We start from the raw sequence: 25,407 nt of genomic DNA on the forward strand, positions 1-25,407 counted from the left end.
ATGACCGGACGCCCCCCCGAACTGGACGCTTTGATTGCCGAATACCGCCCCGGGCTGGCGATGCCGCGCGGGTTTTACACCTCCCAGGCGATCCATGATCACGATATCGCCCGAGTCTGGAACCGGAACTGGCTCTGGGCCGGGCACGAAAGCCAGATCCCCGAGGCAGGGGACTATGTCCTGCTCGATTACGGGTCGGAATCCATCATAATCGTGCGCGACCGCGACGGCGGGGTGCGCGCACATCTGAATATCTGCCGGCATCGCGGCTCGCGCATCTGTACAGAGGCTGAGGGAACGGCGCGCGTCTTTGCCTGCCCCTATCATGCCTGGACCTTTGAGTTGACAGGCGAGTTGCGCGCGGGCCGGGCCATGGGGCCGGATTTCGACCCCTCGCGCTGGGGTCTGTTCCCGGTCCGGGTGACGTTGTTTCAGGGACTGATCTTTGTCTGCTGCGACGCGGACACACCGGCACTGGAGCCGACGCTGGCGCAACTGGCCCCGCTGACCGCGCCCTATGGGCTGGACCGCCTGAAGGTGGCGCACAAGGCTACTTATCCGGTGCCCGCCAACTGGAAACTGGCGGTCGAGAATTATCTGGAATGCTATCATTGCGGCCCCGCGCATCAGGAATACTCGCGCTCGCACAGCCTGAAATCTCCCAAGGAGATGGCCGAGCTCGTCGGTCCTCTGGCGGAGCGCGCGGCGGCAGCGGGGCTATCCTCCGAGATGCTGGACCTGACCGGGGCGGCCGCTCCGACGCCGTTCACCGGCGCCTATCTGCGCCGCTATCCGCTCTATCCCGGCTACGACACCGGCAGCCGCGATGGCGCGCCCCTCGCTCCGCTTCTGGGTGAGCTCAAAGGGTATGACGGCGGCGCGACCGATATGGGGATCGGACCACTCAACTGGTTCCTGATCTATTCCGATCACCTGGTTGGCTACCGGTTCCTGGCCCGCGACGTGCAGCAGACCGATATCGAAGTGGTTTGGATGGTCCATGCCGACGCCGAGGCGGGGCGCGACTATGACCGCGAAGCGCTCACCTGGCTCTGGCATGTCACCTCCCAGGATGACGAACGCATCATCCGGCACAATCAGGCTGGCGTGAACTCGGCCTATTTCCAGCCCGGCCCGTTGAGCGAAATGGAAGGCTGGGTGGGCGATTTCTACAACTTCTATCTACGTATGATCGGGTCGGACCCCGAATTCAGGAAGGCAGCAAATGGTTGAGACACCCACAAAACCCCGTCGGCGGGGTGGCGGCGGACGTGCCGCGCGGATCGCGGTGCAGCAGGCGACCACCGGTAACGAGGCGGTACATGGCGGGATGCAGGGCGGACGGTACAAACCGCTCAGCCAGCGCGACATGGAAAACATCCACGCTGCCGCGCTGACCGTGCTGGAACGCACCGGCGTGTCCGATCACTTTCCCGAATTACTGGATCTTGTCCTGCCCAAGGGCGCGGTGCTGAACGAGCATGGCCGCCTGTGCTTTCCCCGCGCGCTGATGGAGGACCTGCTCTCTGTCGCCGCAAAGGAGTTCTATGTTTTCGCCCGTGGCGAGCGTGAGGGCAAGGATGACATGCACTGCACCGCCGAAAGCGTCTATTTCGCCAACTCGGGCACGGCGGTCACCACCTTCGACTACGAAACGAGGTCCTATCGCCCCTCGACCCTGCGCGACGTCTACGATTTCACCCGGCTGGTGGATCAACTGGAAAACATCCACATGCTGGGCGATACGGTTCTGGCCACCGATGTGACCGACGATTTCGCCCATGACATGAACACCGTCTATGCGATGCTGGCGGGCAGCCAGAAACCCGCCTGCCTGACCTTTCGCGACCGCAGCCACATCCCGCACGCGATCCGCATGTTTGACCTGGCCTCGGGCGGCGAAGGCAGTTTCATGAAAAAGCCCAGCGTGATCTTTGGCGGCTGCCCGATGGTTTCGCCCTTGCGGATCGGGCGCGAGAACATGGAGCTTCTGATCGACACCGCCAAACTGGGCCTGACCGTCGATCTGGCGGTGCCGCCGCAGGCGGGGGCCACCGCCCCTGCCACGCTGGCCGGGACGCTGGTGCAGACCGTGGCCGAAACCCTCGCTTGCGTGGCGATCGTCAACCTGATCACCCCCGGCTGTCCGGTCTGCTTTGCCGCATGGCCCTTCATCACCGATCTGCGCAGCGGCTCGTTCACCGGGGGCAGCGGCGAACAGGCGCTGATCGGGGCCGCCGCGGTGCAGATGGGCAATTTCTATGGCCTGCCCACATCCGTTGGCGCGGGGATGACCGATGCCAAGGTGCCCGATGCGCAATACGGGCTGGAGAAGGCACTGACCTTTTCACTGGCCGCCCATGCCGGGGCCAACCGGGTGTGCGAGTTCGGCGGCATGATCGGAAGCCTGATGGGATGCAGTTTCGAAAGCATGGTCATCGACGACGAGGCTGGCGGCATGATCCTGCGCACCCTGCGCGGGATCGAGGTGTCGGACGAGACCATGGCGGTGGACGTGATCCACAAATGTGCCATAGACCCCGGCCACTTCCTCGGCAATCCGCACACTTTATCCTATATGAACAGCGAGTTCGTCTACCCTCAGCTGATGGACCGCGAACGCACCGACACATGGGAAAACGAGGGCAAGACCGATCTGCTGGAGCGGGCGCGGGAAAAGGCCACACGGATCCTGGACAGCCATTTCCCCAACTATTTCGGCGCCGCCGACGCCCAGGTGCGCGCCGAGTTCCCGATTGTCATGACGCGCGCGGAAATGGCGGTGCGCCATGGATAACACCAAGGCCAGGGAATGGGACAACGATCACTTTCTGCATCCATGGGAAGGGATGGAAACGCTTGGCCGCAATGACCGGACCCTTGTCGAAGGCGCAAGCGGCATTCATGTCGTCAACGACCGGGGCGACCGGCTGATCGACGGTCCCGGTGGCATGTGGTGCACACAGATCGGATACGGGCGCACGGAAATGGCCGAGGCGATGGCGGAGCAGGCGCGGCAGCTGGCCTATTTCTCGCCTTTCAGCAACACCAATTCGACTGCGGCCCGGTTCGCCCGCGAGATTGCCAGACGCGCGCCCGGTGATCTCAACCATGTCTTTTTCACCACCGGTGGCTCGACTGCGGTCGATACCGCGCTCCGCTTCATCCAGTTCCGGAACAATCTGCTGGGGCGTCCCGAGAAGAAGATCATCATCTCGCGCCAGAAAGCCTATCATGGCAGCACCTATCTGGCCGCAAGCGTCAGCGGAAAGGAGCGCGACCGCCTATGGCTGGACAAGGCGGACGACCTGACCCACTTTCTGCCCAACGTGAACCCGCTCTATCGTCGCGAAGATCAGTCGATGGAAGCGTTTCTGGAGGAAAAGGTCGCCGATCTCGACACCGCCATCCAGACGCTGGGTCCCGACAGGGTGGCCGCGTTCATCGCCGAACCGATCCTTGCCTCGGGTGGTGTCATCGTCCCTCCCCAAGGCTATCACAAGCGCTGTCTCGAAGTCTGCCGCCGCCACGATGTCCTGTATATCTCGGACGAAGTCGTCACCGCGTTCGGGCGGTTGGGTCACTGGTTCGCCTCGAAGGATGTATTCGACATCGACCCGGATATCATCACCTGCGCAAAAGGTCTGACTTCGGGATATTCGCCAATGGGTGCGGCCATCGTATCGGACCGGTTGATCGCCGATGTGGCCGGAATGGAGGCGACCTTTTCCAACGGCTATACCTATTCCGGCCACCCGGTCAGCGCGGCGGCGGGTCTCAAGAGTATGGAGATCATCGAACGCGAAGGTATCCTTGACCATGTGCGGCGGATGACGCCTGTCTTTCAGGGGCGGTTGCAGGACCTGGCAGAGATCGACATCGTCGCCGATACCCGCGGTATGGGGTTGATGGGCTGCGTACAATGCTCCGAGGCCGGTGCCGCGCTTGGCGAGTTGCAGCGCGATTACCAGCTTGGCGCTAGGATCGATGCCGAATGCCAGAAACGCGGGCTGATCCTGCGCCCCATCGTCAATATGTGCGTTTTTTCACCGCCGCTGATCATCACCGAAGCGGAAATCCATCAGATGTTCGATATTCTGCGAGAGGGAATCCTGGCTGCAAGATCCTCCACCTGACCGGGGGCAAGGCCAAGGGGACCGGATGGCCGGCAGGGTTTCACCCCAGTCCGGACGGGAGTTGGGTCGATAGCCGCAAGGGCGGTCTCGGACAGTCAGGGAGAAGCAGCTGCGTCGGTTCAAGGCCTGCGCCAATCTTTTGCGCGCGCTCGTCGAAAGTCACCTCATCGAACCAGCGGGGTCGTCCCGCGCGCTGATTGCATCCCGCACCGTCGCAGCGTTTCATCGCACCTGTCAGCTACAATACGGACATCCGACTGATTTGGTGAGATGACGGTTGAGAGCCCGGAGCGGCCGTTGCTGCAAGATGCACGAATTGCCGCTTCCTGTCAGTGTTTGTCGCCGGTGGGCGATTGGTCCAGGGGCGGTCTCATGCTAGTTTCTGATCCTCAATCCATTTCGGACATCGCTTTGGGCTAAATCTCCAATAACTTTTCCAAAGTCTTTCTGAACCGAACGATTTCGGGTCCGCTGAGGTGTTGCATTGCAGCGCGCTCGACCGCTGTGACGGCTGAAATGGCTTTCTCCGTTCGCTCTCTGCCTTCTTCTGTCAAACGAATATAGACGAAGCGCGCGTCTTTCTCGTCGCGGTGTCGCGTCAACAGCCCCTTTTCCTCAAGCGACGTGACAACCCGGTGCATGGAAGGCGGCGCGGTATCGACAGCCTCGGCCAGCCGCCGCAAGGTGCAGTCCGGGTTCTCGCGCACAAGATACAGCGTGGTGCCTTCGAGCGAGGACAACGAAAGCTTGGCCAGCTCCGTTAATGTCTGGTCCCGCAACATTTTGTCCACTCGGCGAAGCAGGTAACCGGCCGAGTTCCTGAGTTCCATCAGATCAAGCTTTGCGTTGGTGTCCATCTTCCCTCCGGCGTTTCGAATACTTGTACCACGGGATAATTTCAGATGTAATTATTTACTGAGATAATTATCTTTGATAACTATATGTGAGGAGGGGATTCGATGCTTGAAGTCACATGGCTGTCTCAGGACCACATTGACGTTCTGACCAAGGATCGTCGCTGGCTGCACGCGCATCCGGAAATCGGATACGACCTACCGCAGACCTCCGGGTTTGTCCGCAACCGACTGGAATCTCTCGGAATTTCTTACGAGGCCGGAATTGCCAAGAGTGGCCTTGTGGCGGAAATCAAGGGTACGCGGGGCGATGGGCCTGCCATCGGGTTCCGCGCCGACATGGATGCCCTGCCGTTCACCGAGAGGACGGGCAAACCCTATGCGTCGAAAATCGCCAGCCGCATGCATGGCTGCGGTCATGACGGGCACACGGTCATTCTTCTCGGGCTGGCCGATCATCTGGCCGAACACCGAGACTTCGCAGGCACCGTCTACCTCATCTTCCAGCCTGCGGAAGAGGGCGAGGCAGGTGGCCGGCGAATGGTGCAAGACGGGCTGTTCGAGCGCTTTCCAATGGATCGGGTTTTTGCCCTGCATAACTGGCCGGATCTGCCGCCCGGCGTCATCGGCGCCCTCGACGGCCCGATCATGGCCTCTTCGCACCGTCTGGACATCACCTTGCGCGGGTCGGGCGGGCATGGCGGCATGCCTCATAAGGCGACGCCGCTGATGAGCGCCGCGGCGCATGTGCAACTGGCGCTCGACAGCTACCTGGCCCAGCAGGTCGATGCCCGCCGCGCGATCGTCATATCCCTCACCCAAATCGAATCCACCGATGCGGTTACGGTTCTGCCTGAAACCGTGCGGATACGGGGCGCGGTGCGTATCCTGCAACCCGATGCCGCCGAACGCTTCTACCGCGAGATTCCGCGCCTCATCGACGGCATAGCCACTGGGTTCGGGGCCGCTGCAGAGATAGATCTGCACGAGGTCTACCCGACAACGAACAACGACGCGCGAGCTTCGGCAATCGTCCGCAGAGCGGCCGAAAACCTCGGGTTGCGCTGCGAAAACGAGGCGACGGGTCTCGATCCCAGCCTGGCAAGCGAGGATTTCTCCTTCATGCTCAACGCCTGCCCGGGGGCCTATTTCTGGCTCGGTCAGGGCGGTGGCCCCGAAGGCCGCGCGCTGCACGCGCCGACCTATGACTTCAACGATGACGTGATCGGGACAGGCGTCGCGATGTTTGCGGAAATCGCTCACCTCGCCCTTTCCAATCCTGCAAACCTTTACATTGAGGAGGAAACAAAATGACTGGAACATCCCGAATTCTTGCTCTTGCCATGACGCTGGCTTTGGCTCTGCCTGGGGCAGCTTTTGCCAAGGAACGTCTGCGCATGTCGCTGGCGCTGCCGCCGACGCACCCGCTCTTCACCCAGGTGATTGAACCCTGGACTCAGAAGGTCGAAGAGGTCACCGAAGGCCGTGTAGAAGTGCGCATCCTGCCCAAGCTGGTCGGCACTCTACCGGGGCAATACGACGTGGCCGCGACTGGGCAGGCGGATATCGCCCTTGGAAACCAATCCTACAGCCCGGGCCGGTTCAAGCAGTATGCCTTTGTCGAACTGCCAGGTGGCGGCGATAGCGCCGAGGCGACATCCGTCGCCTTCTGGCAGACCTACAACGCGTTCTTCGGCGCCAACAACGAAATGAGCGACGTCAAGACCATCACCCTGTTCACCTCCGGGCCCGGTCAGCTGTTCACAACTGGACATGTGGTCGAGAGCATTGATGGTAACGCCGGCGTCAAGGTGCGCGGCGGTGGTGAGGCGGCGACCCGCGTCGTCGACACGCTGGGCATGACCTCGGTCCAGGCGCCATTCTCGAAGGCTGCCGAGATGATCTCGAACGGTGTGGTCGACGGTGCCATGCTGGATCGTTCGCTGGTTCCTGCCTTCGGGTTCGACCGTTATTTCACCAATCGCTTTGTCTATGATGGCGGGCTCTACAACGTGAGCTACTTCATCGTCATGAACCTGGACAGCTGGAACAAGCTGTCGCCCGCAGATCAGGCGGCGATCGATGCGATCAGTGGAGAGGTTCTGGCGCGCGATCTGGGACGCGTCTGGGACGAACTGGGCGCCGGGGCCGACGCAGGGTTCGAGGCAAGCGGTGTGGTGACGACCGTTGCCGAAGGCGAACTCAAGGCGGCGCTGGACGCGGCCTTTTCGAAATACGAGCAGGATTGGATCGATCAGATCGCCGATACGGGCACCGATGGACGAGCAGTCATCGACAGCTTCCGCGCCGCAGTCTCGGCCTCCGGGTCCTGACCGTCGACAATGACTCTGGGCGCGGCGGTGATCTGCCGCGCCACCATTCCGAACAGGGGGGAAACATGTCCGATAGTACGCCTTCGCCCGTCTTTGCGCTGTTTGACAGGGTTGCCAGCTTCGGCGCCACGATCGCCTGGAGCGTCATCGCCCTTGTCACATTCGTCGATGTGATCGGACGCGAGGTCTTCGCGTCGCCCATACCTGGCGGATACGAGATCATCCAGGCGCTGATGACAATCGGGGTCTTCTTTTCCCTGCCGATCGTCGCCTTGCGTCGCGGCCATGTCAGCGTCGATCTGCTGCGCCAGAAATACCCGCCGCAACTGGCCCGAGGCCTTAGCGCACTAGTTGCGGTCGCCGGACTGGCCTTCTTCGGATTCCTTGCGTGGAGCATGGCGTCGTTTGCCAAACACGCATTCGGGACCGGCGAGCATACGGCGTTTCTCTTCATTCCGATCTGGCTGGTGGCCGCAGTGATGGCGGTCATGCTCTCCGTCACTGCCCTTTGTTGCCTGCTGGGGCGGGAAGCGCAGGAAGTTTCTGCAGACCTTAAGGAGATCTGAGCGATGGAAATCTTTGCCCTCCTTGCCGTCGGGATGCTGGTCGCCATGCTGCTCGGCCTGCCCATTGCCTATTGCCTCGGATTTGCTGGCATCATCGGCCTCGCGCTGGATATCGGGCTGGGCCCCACTGCAAGCCTGGTTGGCCAGACCGTGTTGGAAACCGGGTTTGCCTATGAATTCTCGGTTGTGCCGCTCTTCATCGCGATGGGCAACATCGTTGCCCGGGCACAGATATCGGACAAGCTGTTCGAGGCGGCCGGCGCCTATGTCGGCCATCGCCGCGGAGGTTTGGGCATGGCGGCCGCGTTGTCCTGCGGCGCATTCAGCGCCGTTTCGGGCAGCTCGCTGGCAACGGCCGCCACCATGAGCCGCGCCTCGATGCCGTCGATGCGCGCAGCAGGCTACGATGACAGCCTGTCCACGGGCGTGATCGCCGCCGGCGGAACGCTCGGCATCCTGATCCCGCCCTCAATCGTCCTCATAATCTACGCAATCATGACCGAACAGGACATCTCGGACATGTTCGTCGCCGGGCTGATACCGGGGGTGCTGGGTGTTCTGGGCTACATGGCCGCGGTCAAGGCCGTGACGGCGCGTTACCCAGACCGGGGACCGGCTGCACCACGGGTTGGCAAGGCCGAACGCCGCAAGGCACTGATGGGTGTGATCGACATCCTGCTCCTCTTCGCGGTGGTGCTCGGTGGGATCTACTTTGGCCTGCTCGCCTCGACCGAAGCAGCGGGAATTGGCGCGGTTACTGCCCTGATCCTTGTCGCCGTACGCGGCAGGTTGTCGTGGGACATGCTGATCAATGTAATGTCAGAGACCGGTAAGACGACCGCGATGCTGTTCACCATCTATGTCGGCGCGTTGTTCTTTACAGAATACGTCAATTTTTCCGATCTGCCCTTCTTGCTGGAGGACCTGGTCGAGGCCTATGCGCTCGGCCCGCTTCAGGTTGTCCTGTTCATCCTGCTTTTGTGCCTGGCGTTGGGAATGGTGCTCGAAAGCATGTCTATCATCCTGCTGATGGTACCGATCTTCACCCCGATCCTAGTGTCCCTGGATGTCAATCTGGTCTGGTTCGGCATCCTGCTCGTGGTCACGACCGAAATCAGCCTGATCACCCCACCCGTGGGCATGAACGTCTTCGTGTTGAAATCCGTCAACGAGGACGTGCCTCTTGGAACGATCTTCCGGGGGGTTCTCCCCTTCATCGCAGCCGATTTCGTCCGGCTGGGGCTGTTGATCGCCGTTCCCGCGCTATCGATCGGACTGCTTGCGGCCCCCTAGGATAACGACCAATGAAACTCGCCATTCTGTCGACAAACGTCGGAGCCGAAGCGGTTTACTCGCGCCATGAGAGCGAATCTGAGCAGATCGCGGCGTGCCTGGGTGCTGTAAGGCCCGACTGGCGATTTGAGTCATTCAAGGTATACGATGATACATATCCTGATGATCCCGAAGAGTTCGACGGAATGCTCATCACCGGCAGCCCGGCGTCCGTCAATGACACCTATCCGCTGATAGAGAAGTTTTTGGATTACCTGCGCGACCGGTACGCGGCCGGGATACCGCTGTTCGGAATCTGTTTCGGTCATCAGGCGCTTGCCAAGGCGCTGGGGGGGCAGGTCACCTTAGCTCCGACAGGATGGAGCCTCGGGACGGTCAGCGTCAGCATATGCGACACGGCACCATGGATGGTTCCGCCGCGTGACATGCTGAACCTTTACGCGGTCCACAACGAGGTGGTGGTGCAATTGCCCGAAAGAGCCACGGTTTTTGCGAGAACGGATCGCAACCATTATGCCGGTTTTTTCGTTGGCAACCAGATCCTGACGACACAACATCACCCTGAAATGACACGCCCTTTCATTGCGGACGTGGTGGATGAGCTATCTGCCTCACTCGATCCGCTGGTGATCGCGCACGCTCGGGAAAGCCTAGGGACCAAGACCGACAGCGGTGTATTCGCCGAATGGGTCGCGCAGTTCTTCGAGGGAGCACGACATAAGAAATGAAAAAGTCCCGGCGTGTCGTTCATTCGACCTGCCACGCCGTCAGTTGTTCAGTATTCCGCAGTTCGGTGCCCAAGCTCGGCGCCGAATTCACTAGCACGTGGCAAATCTGCGATGCGTGGGGCAATGTCGTCACCAAGATCAACGAACGCGACCAACGGCAGCAATGCTACGTTGGGCGGTCATCCGATGGTTTTGCTCTGATGTCTCGGTCGAGCCCTTTGCGGACCCCTCTTCAGATCCCAGCTGAGTATTTGGACATTTTTCGGGACGCTGCCTGTTGGCAAGGAGCCGCGCCGCTCTGCGTTTGGGAAACCGATCGTAGGGCGCAAAGGAGAAAATAGCTTGTCATCTTGCCTCATGGGCGGACAAGGTCATGTTTCTTTAAAAAATCACGGGCCATCGGAGCCCTTCGACATTCTCGAAGCACGTTGCCTGAGGAATACAGGTCAGCCGGTGCGCTCTGCCACTTTGGCGAGCAGAGCGTTCGGATCCCTGATCGCGACGCCGCTGTATCCGGTCTCGATGCTGCCCTCGGCCGCCAGCCGCCGCAGGATGCCGCCCGTCCAGTTGCGGGACAGATTGGCCGCTTCGGCAAGATCGTTCTGGTTGACCGGAACGGTGATCGGCTCGGCGCTTCGGGCGCCGGGTCCGCGCAGGCCGCCGAAGCGCAGCAGTACGGCGATAAGGCGTGTTTCGGCATCGCGGATGGTCAGGTCGGACGCGACGGTCGAGACCGTGTCGCCATATTCCATCGACAGCATCACCATGTGCTCCCACCGTTCCGGCCGAGCGTGCAGAAGTGCGCGGACATGCTGGTACGATACCACCGCACATGCCACAGGTGACATGGTGATGCCTGTCGCCACCCGCGCGTCGCCGACGAGGATCGAGCGATAGCCGAACCAGACGACAGGCGGGGTCATGTGCAGGATCGGTGAATCAGGCCGGCCGAAACTGGTGTGAAATGCCATGAAGCCTTCGGCGACCCCGATCATGTCGCCGTTTTCGTCACCCGCGAGCGAGATCTGTTCACCCTTCTCATAGTGCCGCCACCGTGCCTCGGCTAGAAGATCATCCCCGAACGCCTGCGGAACATGGCTCAACCATCCCCGGCTCAACAGGACTTGCAATCCTTCCTTGCGCTTCATCCACGCGATCCCCCCAACAACAAAAAGCCACAAATCTTGGGAGATTGCACATTTGGTGTCAAACGCGGGGGTGTCACTTTGATAGTGTTTCCTAGGGCGCGGGTGCAGTTCAGTGTCTTTTGTCACGAATGGTCGTCGACTGGGTAAAACCCCCGTGGCCCGGATACTTTGACGATTCCCAATGCTTTCGCGGAAGATGAAGGCGCGACGCATCGGCGGGCGAGGGCTTTTCTTCGTCCATCCATCACTCACGAACAGGCCCCTGAACGATCGAGAACCGGAGGCGATCCATGAAGACAATTCTCGCAAACACTCTCTTCGCCGGCACTGCGTTCTTCCTTTTAGGCGCAGGCCTTGCCCGAGCGGACCTGACCGAAGATGAAGCGCGCGAGATCGGGCGTGAAGGCTATATCTTTGGGTATGCCATGGTCGAAAACTACAAGACGATGTTCGGTTTTTCGATCTTTGAGCAGTCACCGGTCTATTCGGGGTTCAACACATACCAGCATAATCGCGAACCCTATGATCCCGATTTTACGCTGGTCGTCACTCCGAACAACGATACGCTGTACTCCACCACGTTTGCGGATTTGCGGACAGAGCCGCTGGTAATCACGGTGCCTCCGACCGGGGACCGGTACTTTTCCATACAGCTCGTCGATTTTTCGACGGACAACTTCGCCTATTTAGGCACTCGCGAGACGGGGCGCGACGGTGGTGTATTCGTCCTCGCCGGCCCGAATTTCAAAGGATCTCTGAAGAGCCAAGACTTTGACCGCGTATTTATCGCACCCAGCCAGTTCGTAGCGCTTGCAACCCGCACCGCCATCAACGGACCGAAAGACGCGTCGGGCGCCGCAGAGGTGCAGGATGGTCTGAAGTTGACGCCGCTCAGTGCTTTCCTTGGTCAAACTGTACCCGTGTCCGCGCCCGAAGTCGATTTTCTCGCTTTCGACCCCGAGGCAGTCGAGACGATCGCCTTCTTCGACTATCTCGACATGATCCTGGACTGGCACACACCTCGTCTCGATGAGGAAGAGATACTTGGAAAGCTACATCGGATTGGTGTTCTGGGCGGCGGTGTCGATGGGTTCGAAGCCGATCTCTTCGATACCGAGACCCAGGCCGCTCTGCAGGAAGGTATCGACGCTGGCAGGGCCGAAATCGAAGCCCTTGGGAACCAGTTGGGGGAACGGATCAACGGTTGGGAATACACCCCGCCCATGGGTAATTTCGGCACCGATTATCTTTTCCGGTCTGCCGTCGCGTGGAAATTCCTCTATACGCACAGCCCAGAAGAGGCACTTTACCCTATTGCCAACGTGGATGCCGATGGTGCTTTGCTCGACGGCACATCACAGTACGTTCTCCGTTTCGAACCGGGCCAGCTTCCCCCTGTGGATGGGTTCTGGTCACTCACGATGTATGACAGCGAAACGCGGCTGCTCGTTCACAATGAAATCAATCGCTATAGCATAGGCGACCGCACGGCTTCACTTAAGCTGGATGGCGATGGCGCACTTGAAATCTATATCCAAAATGAGTCGCCCAGCCCTGACAAGGAGGGCAACTGGCTGCCGGCACCGGAGGGCCAGTTCTACGTCATCCTGCGGGCCTATGTTCCGCAGGCCGCCATGCTGGCGAATGAATACCGTCTTCCTGCAATTCAAAGGATGAAGTGATGCGGCACCACCTGAAAAGCGCTCTGGCGACAATAGCCGCCATCGTCCTGATCAGTCCGGCTATGGCTCAACCTGTCCAGATCCCGGACGACGAGACAGTCGCCGACGCCTATGTCTATTTGCTGGGGCGGGCCCTGGTCGATCGTCAGGAAAAGACGGACATGGAGGAACCTGGGGTCGACTACAATGTCATCAAGTACAATCCGGTTGGTGCCGCCGACTTCGTGAACCCGAACCTCGATGTCGCCTATCTCGAAGCCTGGATTGCGGTTGATGATCAAAGCCTGGTCTTGCTGGAGGTCCCACCGGTCGAGGGCCGCTACTACACGGTGCAGATCTGCGACGAGTGGGGCAATGTCGTCACCAACATCAACGAGCGCGACTACCCGCTGAATCCCCACGGCAGTTATGCCTTCATGACACCTGACACCGTTGCCGAGATACCGGAAGGCGCCGTTCCCGTTGTGCTGCCCTCCCGAAAGGCAAAGATGCTGGCGCGGGTGGAGTTGCAGACGGATGTGGACGGTGCGGTGGACCTGCAACGCCAATTCAAGATGTCCACGCTCGGTGAGCCTGAGATTTCGGCACCTTCAAACCTGCCCGTTTTTGACAACCAGTCGTTAGTTGGCATCGAGGTTTTCGACCATGCAGACGAGTTGCTCTCGGGGGCGTTCGACAGCATTCCGGTCGCTCCGGACATGCAAGCCAAAGTACGCGCGGTGGCCCGTGTCGCATCCGATCCCGCACGGCGGGATGCCCTTGCCGCAACCATTCGTGAAACCGTCATTCCCCGCTTTCTGCAATTCGCCGTGACAGAAGCAGGGTCCTTCCAGAACAACTGGCTGGGTGTACTCGTCGGCGGCATCTACGGCGATGATTACTGGATAAGAACAGCGGCCAATCTGGTCGGTATCTGGGCGAACACAACGCACGAGGTGATCTACTTCGTCGCGACGACGGATGAGAACGGCGAGCCCTTGGATGGCAACAACACCTACATCATCGACTTCGACGAAGCGAACAGCCCCGATGCTGTGGTGAACGGGTACTGGTCGGTGATCCTGGTGGACCTACCCGATTACCGCGTGGTGCCGAACGAAATCGACAGGTTCAACTTCAATTCCTATTCTCCCTTTGAAAGGGGTGCGGAAGGCGGTCTGTCCCTTTTCATCGCCCCAGCCGAGAGTGATGCTTTTCCATCCTCGAACTGGCTGCCCTCGGCTGACGGCAAACCGTTTTCGCTAACCTTCAGGACCTATGTTCCGAAGGAAGTCGTAAAAGCGGGCAATTGGTTTCCGCCAAGTATCAGAAAGCTGAACTGAGGCGCCCCTAGATTTGTAGACGTTTTGCTTGGTAGTTTTGGAATCAAAGGACGACGCAAATGTCAGGGCAAATTCGTTACTCAGATGAGTTCAAGGCCGACGCGGTGGCACAGGTCACCCAGCGAGGATATTCGGTCAAAGAAGTGGCAGAGCAGCTCGGGATCAGCACCAAGTCTCTGTACACTTGGATGGCCCAGTTCTCGAAGCCGCAGAGACAAACGGATCAAGAGGCCGAGGTCAGGCGTCTCAAGAAGGAACTGGCCCGCGTCACCGAGGGGCGTGACATCCTAAGAAAGGCCACCGCGTACTTCGCCAGGGATGCAAAGTGAGGTCCGCGTTTATCGACGCGCATCGTCAGCAGCATCCCGTTCGTGTTCTTTGCAAGCTTCTCAGCGTTCACCCAAGCGGTTTTTACGCTTGGATTAAGGAACCGTTAAGCCGACGCGCGCAGGAAGATGTGCGCCAGACTATGCTGGTCAAGAAGGCGTGGAAAGATAGCGGCAAAGTTTATGGCTATCGCAAAATCCATGACGATCTGCTTGAGATGGGTGAAGCCGTATCCGAGAACCGCGTTGCCCGGTTGGCGCGTCTTGCAGGCATTAAGGCGCAGATCGGCTACAAGAAGAAGCCCGGTCAGTATGGCGGTAAGCCCGCTGTTGTCGTGGACAATACACTGGATCGCCAATTCGCCGTGGACACGCCGGATCGTGCTTGGGTGACGGACATCACCTATCTGCGCACGCATGAAGGCTTTGCGTATCTTTGCGCCGTCATCGATCTGTTCTCACGCCGCGTGATCGGCTGGGCTGTCCATTCACGGCAGACCTCAGAGCTGGTGGTGCAAGCTCTGCTTATGGCGATTTGGCGACGCAAGCCGGGACCAGGTCTGTTGATCCATTCAGATCAAGGTGCGCAGTTCACAAGCCGAGAATGGAACGCGTTCCTCCGCGAGCATAATTTGGAACACTCCATGAGCCGCAGGGGGAATTGCCATGACAATGCTGTCGCCGAAAGCTTCTCTCAGCTATTAAAACGCGAGAAGATCAGGCGTCGCAAATACAAGACGCGGGAACAGGCCAGACGCGACGTGTCCGAATACATCGAAATGTTCTACAACCCGAAACGCAAGCACACGAACAACGGAATGCTGTCGCCCGTTGATTTCGAAGAAAGACAGCTCAAATTGGAGAAGGCTGGTGTCTAGGAAACTAGGGGCACCTCAGTCATACCTATTAATGGGGAGGGCTAACTCTAGATAAGAGGCCCTCTAGGTGGGGCATAAACAGGGGCATTCTCAGGACCCTAGGGGTGCCTGATTACTTGCTCTGATGATCTAAAGGAAGCTGGCTGGGGTGGTAGGATTCGAACCTACGGTACGCGGTACCAAAAACCGTTGCCTTACCACTTGGCTACACCCCAACAGTGAGCGGCTATCTACGCAACCTCGGAAGGCTGCGCAAGAGGTTTGGGGGAAAAATTTCGGCACCGCTCACGATTTTTCGATCCCTCCTCGTGGACGCGGTTCAACCACCGGTTCGCACCAGAATGGCGCCGTTGCGCGCGCCCCGCTCAACTGCCTCGTGCGCGGCGGCGGTGGCATTAAGATCAAAGGTTTCCTGGATCGGGCAGGACAGGGCGCCGGAGGTCAGCGCGGCATGTACACGGTCGATCGCGGCCTGGCGGTTGGTGGCATCCAGCAGGTAGACCAACGCCGTTTCGAGCGTCACCGATTTGAACATCAGCGGGTAGAAAGGAAGAACCGGAGCCATCACCCGGGCAGAGCCATAGGCATTGATGCGCCCGTTCGGCGCGATAACGGCGGCGTCCACCTCGGCATTGGCGCCGAACTCCACCTCGACGATCCGGTCTACGGGGGCGTCATCATTGGCTGCCAGAACCGCCGCGGCCAAATCCGGATCGGCATAGTCCAGCACCGCGTCCGCACCCGCCGCCCGCAGGCGCTCGGTCGCGCCGGGGCTTGCAGTGGCAATAACGCGGGCGCCGCCCCATTTCGCCAGTTGCACGGCAAGATAGCCCACCGTCCCGGCGCCACCTTGAACAAGCACTGTCCGCCCATTGACGGGGCCGCCCGAGAACACCACATGCGCCGCCGTCAGGCCGGGAATGCCCAGTACCGCACCGGTTTCCAGGCTGACATCCGGCGGCAGCGGCACCGCCTGTTCCGAGGGCAGCGCTATCTGTTCGGCACAGGTCCCCATCGCGCGGCCCCATTGCCCGTTCCACAGCCAGACCCGTTCGCCCACCCGGCCAGCATCGACCCCGTCGCCCACCGAACGGATTACACCGGACCCGTCGCTGTGGGGTACGATGGCGGGATAAGGCAGCTCGGTGACGCCGGCGCGCGCGCCGGCCCGCGCCTTGACATCCGAAGGGTTCACACCTGAGAACGTCAGATCGACCAGTACCTCTCCCGGACCGGGCCGGGGCGTGGGCAGCTCCTCCAATTGCAGGACATCGCGCGCGGCGCCAAAGGCACGGTAAAGGACGGCTTTCATCACGGGTCTCCGGTTTCAAATCTGCGACAGCTTAGACGGTTTTCAGACCAAGCTGAATCGCAAATCCCAAAGCCGGCCCACCGTTTCAGTCTGTCGCCACCACGAAACCACCCTGGAACGGGCTGCTGACGGTCGCATTGCGCTGGGCCATGCGTTCCAGATTGACGATGGTAGACAGCATGATGCGATCATGGCTCCAGTCCGACGAACGCTGCATGACCAGCATCGTCGTCAGAACCGAGGCCATCAGCAGCCCTGAAATGAGCAGCCAGACCCCAGGCCCGGCGGTATCCTGACGGGTGGCGGTCAGCGCCACGATGCGACTTTGTAGCGTCGAGGGACGGCGCGTCTCGCGCCGGTCCACCAGGGCCACCGTGGGGGTGGTGCGAGCAAAAAGCACCGGGTTCTGCGCGGCCACCTGGCAGGCCCGGATCAGGCACTCGCAATAGGCGCGCATGTCGAAATGCGGGCGTGCCATCAGCGCCTGGTCACAGGCATATTCTCGCAGCATCCGCACCTGGCGACGCCACAGGAAAAAGGCCGGATTCCAGAACAGCAGCGGGCGCAACAGTTCAAGCAGGAACTCGCATTCGATGTCACTCTGGCGGAAATGCTGCAACTCGTGTGCGACGGTCATCCGCAGGTCCTGCGGCGCCTCGAGCAACGCCGAGGGCAGCACCACATAGCGATTGCGCACCCCGCGGGTGGAATAGGCGACACGGGCGGTGTCGCTGATCAGGAGTTCCACCCGCCCGATGCGTTTCCACAGATGGGCGCCGCGCAGACTGTGGGTCAGCCGCAGCACCGACAGGCCCATATGCAGGGCACAGAACAGCGCGCCGGCCAGAAAGGCCGCCACCACCACCCGGGCCCAGACCTCGTGCTGTGCCAGCAGGGCGCGCACCATATCCTCGCGCAGGCCCAGCAGGGCCTCGAACTGGCTGGCGCTGAGACCGACATTGCCATGCAGGTACTGCCGCACCAGCAAATCCGGGATATTGGGGGGATGGGCGACAATCCAGGTTGTGATCATCAGCGCCAACAACGGCGAGGCCACCAGCAGAACGGTCAGCCCGTTCAGAAGCCGCAATTGCGGCAAATAGGCAGTGCCCAGCCGGGTTTTCATTACCGCCCATCGGAGCAGCGACCAGATCGCGACACCCGCGACCAGCAGAAGATTCAGATCGAGATAGGCATTGAGAAGAACTTCACCGTCCATTGTCCCCCAACCTTTCGTTCAGCAAGGCCCGCATGCTTTCGAGCATGTCGTCCGTCACCTCTTCGTCGTCGACAAGCCGGGCGACCAATGCCGCCGGTGCGCCGTCGAAAAGCTTGCTCGAAAGGTCCTTGAGTGTCGTTCGTTGGTAGTCTTCCTTGGGAACGGCCGGGCGGTAGACAAGCGAGCGGTCATGCCGCTCGGAGGTCAGAAAGCCCTTCTGCTCCATGATCTTCAATACCGTCGCGACCGAGGTATAGGCGCGGGTCTGCGCCTTGTTAAGCTCGGCCAGAATATCACGCACGGTACCGCTGCCGATTTCCCAGACCACGGTCATGAATTCCAGTTCGACCTCGGTCAGCAGGGAGCGTTCCTGTTTGCGCGCCATCGGCTCGATTTTCCGCATCGTCCTTGTTCCGATTCATGCTAGGGGCTGAAAGGGCGGTTGAAAACTATTTTCTTAGCAGGTGGGCGCTTACACCTTCCAGAAACAGAAGGTGCCCCAGGCCAGTGCCAGCCCGAGTGGCACCCAGAGCGGCGGGCCCATGAGGCCCAGCCAGGCCAGGAAGATATAGCTGCTGCCCAACAGGCTGATGAACAGCCGGTCGCCCCGGGTGGTGGTCAGGCCCAGCACCCCCTTGCGGGCATCGCCGCCCGGGTGCCGGATTTCAAGCACCACCAGCACCCCGATGGCGCTGAAGATGCCGATGAACAAAAGCGCGGTGGGCCAGGTCCAGGCCATCCATGAAAGCATCACACCCTCCCCATCGCAAAACCCTTGGCGATGTAGTTGCGGACGAACCAGATCACGATCGCGCCCGGAATGATCGTCAATGTCCCCGCCGCCGCCAGCAGGCCCAGCTCGTACCCCGCACTTGACGCGGTCTTGGTCATGGTGGCCGCGATGGGCTTCGCGTCGACCGCTGTCAGCGTCTTGGCCAGCAGCATCTCGACCCACGAGAACATGAAGCAGAAGAAGGCCGCCACCCCGACGCCCGCCTTGATCGAGGGGACAAAGATGGTGGCAAAGAAGCGGGGAAAGGAATAGCCGTCGACAAAGGCGGTCTCGTCCAGTTCCTTGGGGATGCCACGCATGAAGCCTTCGAGGATCCAGACCGCGAGCGGGATGTTGAACAGGCAATGCGCCAGCGCCACCGCCAGATGGGTATCAAACAGCCCAACAGCCGAATAGAGCTGGAAGAACGGCAGCGCAAACACCGCCGCCGGCGCCATCCGGTTGGTCAACAGCCAGAAGAACAGCTGCTTGTCGCCCAGGAACCGATACCGGCTGAAGGCATAGGCCGCCGGCAGCGACACCGCGACCGAGATCACCGTGTTCAGCGTGACGTAGAGGATCGAGTTGATATAGCCCCAATACCAGGTCGGATCGGTGAAGATGACCCGGTAGTTTTCCAGCGTGAAGGTTTGCGGGAACAGCGAGAACCCGGCTAGGATCTCGTTGGTCGTCTTGAAACTCATCGCCACCAGCCAATAGATCGGCAGCATCAGGAACAGGATATAGGCGATGGGGACGAGGGTTCGTTTCTGCATGTCTGTCGTCCTCAGTTCTGATCGTCCTTGGTCATAAGCGTGTAGAACAGCCAGCTGACCAGCAGGGTAATGGCGAAATAGATCAGGCTCATCGCGGCCGCCGGACCCAGGTCGAACTGCCCCAGCGCGATCTTGACCAGGTCGATGGACAAAAGCGTGGTCGAGTTGCCGGGACCGCCCCCGGTCATCACGAAAGGCTCGGTATAGATGTTGAAGCTATCCATGAACCTGAGAAGGATCGCGATGGTCAGAACCGTTTTCATTTTGGGCAGCTGGATGAACCGGAATACCGCCCAGTTCGACGCCCCGTCGATCTTGGCCGCCTGATAATAGGCGTCAGGGATCGACACGAGGCCCGCATAGCTGAGCAGCACCACCAACGAGGTCCAGTGCCAGACATCCATGGTGACGATGGTGATCCAGGCCGCCAGCGGGTCCTGCGTCATGTCATAGTTTATGCCCATGACATGGTTCAGGAAATAGCCCAACAGGCCAATGTCTGGCAGGGTAAAGATGTTCCACATCGCCCCCACAACGTTCCACGGGATCAGCATCGGCAGCGCCATCAGCACCAGGCAGACCGGCACCCAGAACCCTTTGCGCGGCATCGACAGAGCAATGGCGATGCCCAGCGGCACCTCGATGATCAGGATCAGGAAGGTGAACAGGAACTGCCGCCCCAGCGCCGCGTGAAACCGGTCCGAGCGCAGGATCTGCTCGAACCAACCCAGCCCCTGCCAGAAGAACAGGTTGTCGCCGAACGTCTCCTGCACCGAATAGTTGACCACCGTCATCATCGGGATCAGCGCGTTGAACGCCACCAAAAACAACACCGGCAGCACAAAGAACCAGGCCTTTTGATTTTCGGTCTTCATGCGGCGCCCTCCGCGGCCTCGGTCGCCAGCCAGCCATCGGCATACAGCCGGGTCTGGTCGCGGCGGAAATCCAGTTGCACCATCGCGCCCCGTTCAGGGCCGGGTCCACTGACGATGGCATTGACGCGGCTGCCGGCCACGTCGCATTCCACCACCGTATGCCGCCCCACATCCGAGACCTTGGTGACGGTCGCGGGCAGGCCCGACTGGCACAGCGATACAAATTCAGGGCGGACGCCGATCTCGGTCCGGGCGCCAGGCATAGCGGTGATCGGCCCTTCGAGCGGGATCGCCTGACCGGCGAACCGTGCCACCCCATCCGACAGGTCGGCGGGCAGGATGTTCATGCCGGGCGAGCCGATGAAATGGCCCACAAAGGTATGGGCGGGCCGGTCGAACAGTTCGACCGGGGTGCCGATCTGCACCACCTCGCCCTCTTGCATCACCACCACCTGATCGGCGAATGTCAGCGCCTCGGTCTGGTCATGGGTGACATAGATCATGGTGGCGCGCACCCGCTGGTGCAGTTCCTTGAGCTTGGAGCGCAGCTTCCACTTCAGATGCGGGTCGATCACGGTCAGCGGCTCGTCGAACATCACCACGTTGACGTCCTGGCGCACCAGCCCGCGCCCCATCGAGATCTTCTGCTTGTTGTCCGGGCTCAGATGCGCGGCCTTGCGGTCGAGCAGGTCGGACAGTTCCAGCATCTCGGCAATGGCAGTCACGCGCTCGCGCACCGTGGCCTCATCCCGGCCCCGGTTGCGCAGGGGAAAGGCGAGGTTGTCGTAGACGGTCATCGTGTCGTAGATCACCGGAAACTGGAACACCTGCGCGATGTTGCGTTTGTCTGGAGGCAATTCGGTCACGTCCTGCCCGTCGAACAGGATCCGCCCCTCGGACGGGACCAGCAGGCCCGATATGATGTTCAGAAGCGTGGACTTGCCACAGCCCGACGGCCCCAGCAGCGCATAGGCGCCGCCATCGGTCCAGTCGAGGTCGATCTCCTTCAACGCGTAGTCATCGGGCGTTTTCGGGTTCGGATAATAGCTGTGTCGCAGCTTGGAGAGTGTAATTTTCGCCATCTGCGCCTCACGCCACGCGGGAGCCATCGGGCGCAAACACATAGGCCGCCGACGGATCCATATGGAAATCATGCATTTCGCCCACCCGGTACGGGTGAACGCCCGGTGCCAGCGACACCCAACTGCCGCTGCCCATGTCGAAATGCGCCGAGCTTTCCGAGCCCGAAAGCTCGGTCACCTGCACCCGGCCGGACAGGGTGACAGTGGCCTCGGACGAGGCGACGGGCGATACGTGATGGGGCCGGATCGCGATGACATAAGCGCCATCCGCCAGACCAGCAGCCGGTCCGCTGAGCGTCCAGGTGACATCGGTGCCCATGCGCGCGATATCGCCCTGCTTGACGATCTCGGCCGTGTTGATCGGCGGGTCCGAGAACACCTGCGCGGCCAGTACATTGGAAGGATCGCGATAGATCTCGGCGGTGCGACCGAACTGGGTTACCCGGCCATCCTCCATCAGCGCCGTATACCCGCCCAGAAGCAGCGCTTCTTCAGGCTCCGAGGTCGCATAGACCACCACCGCGCCTCGGCCCGCAAACAGGTCGGGCAGCTGGTCGCGCAACTCCTCGCGCAGTTTATAGTCGAGATTGGCCAGCGGCTCGTCCAGGAACACAGCGCGGCTTTCCTTAGCAATCGCACGCGCCAGCGCGGTGCGTTGCTGCTGGCCGCCCGACAGCTCGTGCGGGCGCCGGTGCAGCATCGGGCGCAGCTTCAGGATATCGGCGGCATGTTCGACCCGGCCCTGTATCTCGGATTTCGGCAGGCCCGCCACCTTGAGCGGCGAGGCAATGTTGTCGAACACCGTCATATGCGGATAGTTGATGAAAAACTGGTGCACCAGGCTGATGTTGCGTTTCTGGGTGCTCTGCCCGGTCACGTCCTGGCCATCCATCAGGATTTGACCGCTGGCCACCGGGTCGAGCCCGGCCATCATCTTGATCAGCGAGGTCTTGCCAGCGCCGGTCGCACCGAGCAGGACATTGAAGTGACCTGTCTCAAGGACCAGAGAGGTTTCCTTGATATGCAGGTCGGCGCCGACGCGCTTGGTTACGTTTCTAAGTTCGAGTGCCATCGTCCCAAAGCTTTCGGCCGGTTCTTTTGGTCAGAGAGGCCCCGGAGACCGGAAGGTTCCCCGGGGCTGAGGGTGGGCGGGTTCACTTACGACCCCGCCCATCAGGAAGCCAGATCAGTTCTTGGACCAGCGGGCGACCAACTCGTCATAGTTGACGGTCTCGCCCTGCGGCTTTTCGTTGTCCAGCTTGGGCTTGGCACCGCCATTGGCGAACCACCATTCCGCGTCCTTCTCTTCGTTCAGGCGCGGGCCACAGCCGCCATAGACATTCGCCGCCTCGTCCGCAGCCTGCATCCGGGCCATCACGGTGTCCATTTCGAACGCCAGACGGTCCATCGCCTCTTGCGGGGTAAAGGCACCCGAGTTCACGTCACCGATTTGCTGCCACCAGATCTGGGCAAGCTTCGGGTAGTCAGGCACGTTGATGCCGGTGGGCGACCAGCGCACGCGGTCGGGCGAGCGATAGAATTCCACCAGGCCACCCAGTTTCGGCGCGCGTTCCGAGAAGCTCTCGTGATTGACCGAGCTGTCGCGGATGAAGGTCAAGCCAACATGGCTTTTCTTCACGTCGACGGTCTTGGAGACCACGAACTGGGCATAGAGCCAAGCCGCCTGTGCACGATCCAGCGGGGTGGAGTTGAGAATGGTCCACGATCCCACGTCCTGATAGCCGACCTTCTGGCCGTCTTCCCAATAGGGGCCATGCGGGCTGGGCGCCATCCGCCACAGCGGGTTGCCGTCACCATCCACGGTGTTGTTGCCTTCGGACTGCGGCTTGACCATATCGGCAGTAAAGGCGGTGTACCAGAAGATCTGCTGGGCCACGTTGCCTTGGGCCAGTGCCGGCAGCGACTGGTAGAAGTCATAAGACGCCGCACCCGGAGGCGCATATTTGCGCAGCCATTCGTCCCACTTGCGAATCGCATAGACCGCCGCCGGGCCGTTTGCCGCGCCACCGCGGGTCACGCTGGCACCCGCCGGGTTGCACGAACCGGCTTCCATGCGAATACCCCATTCGTCGATCGGGATACCGTTGGGCTCACCCTTGGATCCGGCACCGGCCATCGACAGCCAGGCGTCGGTCATCCGCCAGCCGAGGTCAGGCGCGCGCTTGCCGTAATCCATGTGGCCATAGATCGCGGTGCCGTCGATTTCCTTGACGTCCTCGCTGAAGAACTCGGCGATATCCTCATAGGCCGACCAGTTGACCGGCACGCCCAGCTCGTAGCCATATTTGGCCTTGAACGCCGCTTTCAGGTCCTCGCGGTCGAACCAATCCTTGCGGAACCAGTAGAGGTTGGCGAATTGCTGGTCGGGCAGCTGGTACAGATCGCCATCGGGACCGGTGGTGAACTGAGTGCCCATGAAATCATCCAGGTCGAGACCGGGGTTGGTCACGTCCTTGAAATCACCCGCCATCATGTCGGTCAGGTTATATGCCAGTTGAAGGCGCGAATGGGTGCCGATCAAGTCGGAATCGTTGACATAGGCGTCATACAGGTTCCGCTTGGTCTGCATCTGGGTCTGCACGGCCTGAACGACCTCGCCCTCGCCCAGGATCTGGTGATTCACCTTGATGCCGGTGATTTCCTCGAATGCCTTGGTCAGCACTTCGGATTCGTAGCTGTGCGTGGGAATGCCCTCGGACAGCACGTTGATTTCCATGCCCGCATAAGGTTCGGCCGCCTTGATGAACCATTGCATCTCGGCCATTTGCTCGTCCTTGGACAGGACCGAGGGCTGGAACTCTTCGTCAATCCATTTCTTGGCAGCGGCCTCGTCGGCATAGGCTGCCTGTCCCGCGACCACGGCGCATACCGCGGCTGCGGACAAAAGATACCTGCGCATCTTTTCCTCCCTGTTGTCTGCAACGCCAGAAATGCTCTGCGGCACCTGACTGTCATTTAGCTTTCACATGGGCGCGCAAGTTGTCAAACTAAATTTTTAGTTTCATGCATCTCTTTGTATTATAAAAATTATTTACGAAAACAAAATGAAATCACGCGTCAGACTCCCCAAGTGTCGCGCAGGCGGTATCCCTCGGGCCATGGGTCGCCGGGGTCCAGCATGTGCTGGTGAATGCCAGTGATCCAGCCCCGCCCCGAAATCTCGGGAAGGATTGCCGGGCGGTCGCCGACGCTTGTCAGCCCGGCAATGCGACCGGAGAATTCGGACCCGATGATCGAGGTCGCGACAAACTGTTCCCCCTCGGCCATCTCGCCCCGCGCATGCAGGATCGCCATACGCGCCGACACGGCGGTGCCGGTGGGCGAGCGGTCGATCTTGCCGGGCTGGATCGCCACGGCGGAAGCGGCGCGCAAGACCCCGTCCCGCCGTTCGATCTCACCTGCAAAGAGGCAAAAGGAGATATGCCGCCACTCCGGGTTTTCCGGGTGGTGAAAGCCCAGCTGCGCATTGGCCGCACTGGTGATGGCGATGCCCATTTCGGCCAGGTCCCGCGCCCGGTCTCGGGCGATTTGCACGCCTAAATCCTGCGGTCGAACCACAACGAAACTGTCTCCACCAAAGGCCGTGTCCACAGTCACCCGCCCGACACCGGGCACATCCAGCGAGACATCGAGCTGCGCGGCAAAGGACGGCAGGTTGCGCACGAATATGCGCTCGGCCTTCCCACTCCGGCATTCGGCCCGCACATCCACCAGCCCTCCGGGGGCTTCGAGCACCAGTTCGGTCACCGGCTCGACCATTTCGACCAACCCGCTGTCGAGCAGCACGGTCGCCACGCAGATCGAGTTCGACCCGGACATCGGCGGCGTGTCCTCGGGTTCCATGATGATAAAGGCCGCATCGGCGCGCGGGTCCTTGGGCGGCACCAACAGGTTGACATGCCGGAACACGCCGCCACGCGGCTCGTTCAGCATGAAGTTCCTCAGCCGCCCGTCGCGCGCGATCCAGTTGCGCTGCGCCCACAGGGTCTCTCCCGGTGGCGGCGCGACGCCGCCAACGATGACATCGCCCACCTCGCCCTCGGCATGGGCGGAGATCACATGGATGGTCTTGCTGCTGCGCATT

Annotated in this window: 23 protein-coding genes and 1 tRNA gene; 11 read left to right on the top strand and 13 right to left on the bottom strand. The window is 60.7% G+C overall.

Annotation, left to right across the window (positions count from 1 at the left end):
• The 3 genes from AC2FNA_RS09465 to AC2FNA_RS09475 are packed head-to-tail and all read left to right on the top strand — an operon-like array spanning nucleotide 1 to nucleotide 4,136.
• Nucleotides 1–1,233, top strand: a complete 1,233-nt coding sequence (locus AC2FNA_RS09465; RefSeq protein ID WP_496825927.1) for an aromatic ring-hydroxylating oxygenase subunit alpha — start codon at nucleotides 1–3, stop codon at nucleotides 1,231–1,233.
• Nucleotides 1,226–2,797, top strand: a complete 1,572-nt coding sequence (locus AC2FNA_RS09470) for a trimethylamine methyltransferase family protein (protein WP_496825929.1) — start codon at nucleotides 1,226–1,228, stop codon at nucleotides 2,795–2,797. The genes AC2FNA_RS09465 and AC2FNA_RS09470 overlap by 8 nt, the downstream gene beginning before the upstream one ends.
• Nucleotides 2,790–4,136: an aminotransferase gene (locus AC2FNA_RS09475; protein ID WP_496825931.1), complete on the top strand. Its 1,347-nt coding sequence runs from the start codon at nucleotides 2,790–2,792 to the stop codon at nucleotides 4,134–4,136. The genes AC2FNA_RS09470 and AC2FNA_RS09475 overlap by 8 nt, the downstream gene beginning before the upstream one ends.
• A gap of 416 nt (nucleotides 4,137–4,552) precedes the next feature.
• On the opposite strand, the gene AC2FNA_RS09480 is transcribed toward AC2FNA_RS09475, so the two are convergent.
• Nucleotides 4,553–4,993, bottom strand: coding sequence for a MarR family winged helix-turn-helix transcriptional regulator (locus AC2FNA_RS09480; protein ID WP_496825933.1), 441 nt, complete (start codon nucleotides 4,991–4,993; stop codon nucleotides 4,553–4,555).
• A 102-nt stretch (nucleotides 4,994–5,095) separates the two neighbouring features.
• On the opposite strand from AC2FNA_RS09480, the gene AC2FNA_RS09485 reads away from it, so the two are divergent.
• The 5 genes from AC2FNA_RS09485 to AC2FNA_RS09505 all read left to right on the top strand — a co-directional run bounded on the left by AC2FNA_RS09485 (nucleotide 5,096) and on the right by AC2FNA_RS09505 (nucleotide 9,910).
• Entirely contained in the window at nucleotides 5,096–6,304 is a 1,209-nt protein-coding gene (locus AC2FNA_RS09485; RefSeq protein WP_496825935.1) for an amidohydrolase, read from the top strand.
• A complete protein-coding gene (locus AC2FNA_RS09490; protein WP_496825937.1) occupies nucleotides 6,301–7,323 on the top strand; it encodes a TRAP transporter substrate-binding protein in 1,023 nt (340 codons plus the stop codon). The genes AC2FNA_RS09485 and AC2FNA_RS09490 overlap by 4 nt, the downstream gene beginning before the upstream one ends.
• 65 nt (nucleotides 7,324–7,388) lie before the next feature.
• Nucleotides 7,389–7,889, top strand: coding sequence for a TRAP transporter small permease (locus AC2FNA_RS09495; RefSeq protein ID WP_496825939.1), 501 nt, complete (start codon nucleotides 7,389–7,391; stop codon nucleotides 7,887–7,889).
• A 3-nt stretch (nucleotides 7,890–7,892) separates the two neighbouring features.
• A complete protein-coding gene (locus tag AC2FNA_RS09500; RefSeq protein WP_496825941.1) occupies nucleotides 7,893–9,182 on the top strand; it encodes a TRAP transporter large permease in 1,290 nt (429 codons plus the stop codon).
• Between the two features lie 11 nt (nucleotides 9,183–9,193).
• The gene (locus AC2FNA_RS09505; RefSeq protein ID WP_496825943.1) at nucleotides 9,194–9,910 is read left to right on the top strand and encodes a type 1 glutamine amidotransferase; all 717 of its coding nucleotides are present in this window, start codon (nucleotides 9,194–9,196) and stop codon (nucleotides 9,908–9,910) included.
• Nucleotides 9,911–10,356: 446 nt separating this feature from the next.
• On the opposite strand, the gene AC2FNA_RS09510 is transcribed toward AC2FNA_RS09505, so the two are convergent.
• A complete protein-coding gene (locus AC2FNA_RS09510; protein WP_496825945.1) occupies nucleotides 10,357–11,058 on the bottom strand; it encodes a Crp/Fnr family transcriptional regulator in 702 nt (233 codons plus the stop codon).
• 290 nt (nucleotides 11,059–11,348) lie between these two features.
• Here AC2FNA_RS09510 and AC2FNA_RS09515 point away from each other — a divergent pair, with 290 nt between their 5' ends.
• The 3 genes from AC2FNA_RS09515 to AC2FNA_RS09525 all read left to right on the top strand — a co-directional run bounded on the left by AC2FNA_RS09515 (nucleotide 11,349) and on the right by AC2FNA_RS09525 (nucleotide 15,266).
• Complete coding sequence (locus AC2FNA_RS09515; protein ID WP_496825947.1) at nucleotides 11,349–12,740, top strand: DUF1254 domain-containing protein; 1,392 nt, start codon at nucleotides 11,349–11,351, stop codon at nucleotides 12,738–12,740.
• Nucleotides 12,740–14,062, top strand: a complete 1,323-nt coding sequence (locus tag AC2FNA_RS09520; protein ID WP_496825949.1) for a DUF1214 domain-containing protein — start codon at nucleotides 12,740–12,742, stop codon at nucleotides 14,060–14,062. Before AC2FNA_RS09515 ends, AC2FNA_RS09520 begins: the two co-directional genes overlap by 1 nt.
• A 59-nt stretch (nucleotides 14,063–14,121) precedes the next feature.
• A protein-coding gene (locus tag AC2FNA_RS09525; protein ID WP_496825951.1) for an IS3 family transposase occupies nucleotides 14,122–15,266 on the top strand; the annotation gives its coding sequence in 2 pieces (ribosomal slippage) (nucleotides 14,122–14,362 and nucleotides 14,362–15,266; 1,146 coding nt in all).
• A 140-nt stretch (nucleotides 15,267–15,406) separates the two neighbouring features.
• Here the strand turns inward: AC2FNA_RS09525 and AC2FNA_RS09530 are convergent.
• The 11 genes from AC2FNA_RS09530 to AC2FNA_RS09580 form a co-directional block, all read right to left on the bottom strand.
• Nucleotides 15,407–15,481 (bottom strand) — tRNA-Gln (locus tag AC2FNA_RS09530).
• Between the two features lie 104 nt (nucleotides 15,482–15,585).
• A complete protein-coding gene (locus AC2FNA_RS09535; protein WP_496825953.1) occupies nucleotides 15,586–16,578 on the bottom strand; it encodes an NADPH:quinone reductase in 993 nt (330 codons plus the stop codon).
• A gap of 85 nt (nucleotides 16,579–16,663) precedes the next feature.
• A complete protein-coding gene (locus AC2FNA_RS09540) occupies nucleotides 16,664–17,797 on the bottom strand; it encodes a M56 family metallopeptidase (RefSeq protein ID WP_496825955.1) in 1,134 nt (377 codons plus the stop codon).
• Nucleotides 17,787–18,182 carry a BlaI/MecI/CopY family transcriptional regulator gene (locus AC2FNA_RS09545; protein ID WP_234143020.1) on the bottom strand — a complete coding sequence of 132 codons (396 nt, stop codon included), beginning with the start codon at nucleotides 18,180–18,182 and terminating at the stop codon, nucleotides 17,787–17,789. Before AC2FNA_RS09545 ends, AC2FNA_RS09540 begins: the two co-directional genes overlap by 11 nt.
• 87 nt (nucleotides 18,183–18,269) lie before the next feature.
• Nucleotides 18,270–18,548 carry a DUF2160 domain-containing protein gene (locus AC2FNA_RS09550; RefSeq protein WP_234171680.1) on the bottom strand — a complete coding sequence of 93 codons (279 nt, stop codon included), beginning with the start codon at nucleotides 18,546–18,548 and terminating at the stop codon, nucleotides 18,270–18,272.
• Nucleotides 18,548–19,345: a carbohydrate ABC transporter permease gene (locus AC2FNA_RS09555; RefSeq protein ID WP_496825957.1), complete on the bottom strand. Its 798-nt coding sequence runs from the start codon at nucleotides 19,343–19,345 to the stop codon at nucleotides 18,548–18,550. Before AC2FNA_RS09555 ends, AC2FNA_RS09550 begins: the two co-directional genes overlap by 1 nt.
• Nucleotides 19,346–19,356: 11 nt before the next feature.
• Nucleotides 19,357–20,220: a carbohydrate ABC transporter permease gene (locus tag AC2FNA_RS09560; protein ID WP_496825959.1), complete on the bottom strand. Its 864-nt coding sequence runs from the start codon at nucleotides 20,218–20,220 to the stop codon at nucleotides 19,357–19,359.
• Nucleotides 20,217–21,302, bottom strand: a complete 1,086-nt coding sequence (locus tag AC2FNA_RS09565) for an ABC transporter ATP-binding protein (protein WP_496825961.1) — start codon at nucleotides 21,300–21,302, stop codon at nucleotides 20,217–20,219. The genes AC2FNA_RS09560 and AC2FNA_RS09565 overlap by 4 nt, the downstream gene beginning before the upstream one ends.
• 7 nt (nucleotides 21,303–21,309) lie before the next feature.
• Complete coding sequence (locus tag AC2FNA_RS09570) at nucleotides 21,310–22,374, bottom strand: ABC transporter ATP-binding protein (protein ID WP_496825963.1); 1,065 nt, start codon at nucleotides 22,372–22,374, stop codon at nucleotides 21,310–21,312.
• A 114-nt stretch (nucleotides 22,375–22,488) separates the two neighbouring features.
• Nucleotides 22,489–24,222: an ABC transporter substrate-binding protein gene (locus AC2FNA_RS09575; RefSeq protein ID WP_496825965.1), complete on the bottom strand. Its 1,734-nt coding sequence runs from the start codon at nucleotides 24,220–24,222 to the stop codon at nucleotides 22,489–22,491.
• Nucleotides 24,223–24,380: 158 nt separating this feature from the next.
• Nucleotides 24,381–25,406 (bottom strand): trans-3-hydroxy-L-proline dehydratase, encoded by a 1,026-nt coding sequence (locus tag AC2FNA_RS09580; RefSeq protein WP_496825967.1) that lies wholly within the window; start codon nucleotides 25,404–25,406, stop codon nucleotides 24,381–24,383.
• Nucleotide 25,407: the final 1 nt, after the last annotated feature.

The organism is Ruegeria sp. YKSD163 (assembly GCF_059612905.1).

Coding starts and splice junctions, on each gene's coding strand:
- AC2FNA_RS09465 (WP_496825927.1), top strand. CDS start 1: ATGACCGGACGCCCCCCCGAACTGGACGCTTTGATTGCCGAATACCGC.
- AC2FNA_RS09470 (WP_496825929.1), top strand. CDS start 1,226: ATGGTTGAGACACCCACAAAACCCCGTCGGCGGGGTGGCGGCGGACGT.
- AC2FNA_RS09475 (WP_496825931.1), top strand. CDS start 2,790: ATGGATAACACCAAGGCCAGGGAATGGGACAACGATCACTTTCTGCAT.
- AC2FNA_RS09480 (WP_496825933.1), bottom strand. CDS start 4,993: ATGGACACCAACGCAAAGCTTGATCTGATGGAACTCAGGAACTCGGCC.
- AC2FNA_RS09485 (WP_496825935.1), top strand. CDS start 5,096: ATGCTTGAAGTCACATGGCTGTCTCAGGACCACATTGACGTTCTGACC.
- AC2FNA_RS09490 (WP_496825937.1), top strand. CDS start 6,301: ATGACTGGAACATCCCGAATTCTTGCTCTTGCCATGACGCTGGCTTTG.
- AC2FNA_RS09495 (WP_496825939.1), top strand. CDS start 7,389: ATGTCCGATAGTACGCCTTCGCCCGTCTTTGCGCTGTTTGACAGGGTT.
- AC2FNA_RS09500 (WP_496825941.1), top strand. CDS start 7,893: ATGGAAATCTTTGCCCTCCTTGCCGTCGGGATGCTGGTCGCCATGCTG.
- AC2FNA_RS09505 (WP_496825943.1), top strand. CDS start 9,194: ATGAAACTCGCCATTCTGTCGACAAACGTCGGAGCCGAAGCGGTTTAC.
- AC2FNA_RS09510 (WP_496825945.1), bottom strand. CDS start 11,058: ATGAAGCGCAAGGAAGGATTGCAAGTCCTGTTGAGCCGGGGATGGTTG.
- AC2FNA_RS09515 (WP_496825947.1), top strand. CDS start 11,349: ATGAAGACAATTCTCGCAAACACTCTCTTCGCCGGCACTGCGTTCTTC.
- AC2FNA_RS09520 (WP_496825949.1), top strand. CDS start 12,740: ATGCGGCACCACCTGAAAAGCGCTCTGGCGACAATAGCCGCCATCGTC.
- AC2FNA_RS09535 (WP_496825953.1), bottom strand. CDS start 16,578: ATGAAAGCCGTCCTTTACCGTGCCTTTGGCGCCGCGCGCGATGTCCTG.
- AC2FNA_RS09540 (WP_496825955.1), bottom strand. CDS start 17,797: ATGGACGGTGAAGTTCTTCTCAATGCCTATCTCGATCTGAATCTTCTG.
- AC2FNA_RS09545 (WP_234143020.1), bottom strand. CDS start 18,182: ATGGCGCGCAAACAGGAACGCTCCCTGCTGACCGAGGTCGAACTGGAA.
- AC2FNA_RS09550 (WP_234171680.1), bottom strand. CDS start 18,548: ATGCTTTCATGGATGGCCTGGACCTGGCCCACCGCGCTTTTGTTCATC.
- AC2FNA_RS09555 (WP_496825957.1), bottom strand. CDS start 19,345: ATGCAGAAACGAACCCTCGTCCCCATCGCCTATATCCTGTTCCTGATG.
- AC2FNA_RS09560 (WP_496825959.1), bottom strand. CDS start 20,220: ATGAAGACCGAAAATCAAAAGGCCTGGTTCTTTGTGCTGCCGGTGTTG.
- AC2FNA_RS09565 (WP_496825961.1), bottom strand. CDS start 21,302: ATGGCGAAAATTACACTCTCCAAGCTGCGACACAGCTATTATCCGAAC.
- AC2FNA_RS09570 (WP_496825963.1), bottom strand. CDS start 22,374: ATGGCACTCGAACTTAGAAACGTAACCAAGCGCGTCGGCGCCGACCTG.
- AC2FNA_RS09575 (WP_496825965.1), bottom strand. CDS start 24,222: ATGCGCAGGTATCTTTTGTCCGCAGCCGCGGTATGCGCCGTGGTCGCG.
- AC2FNA_RS09580 (WP_496825967.1), bottom strand. CDS start 25,406: ATGCGCAGCAGCAAGACCATCCATGTGATCTCCGCCCATGCCGAGGGC.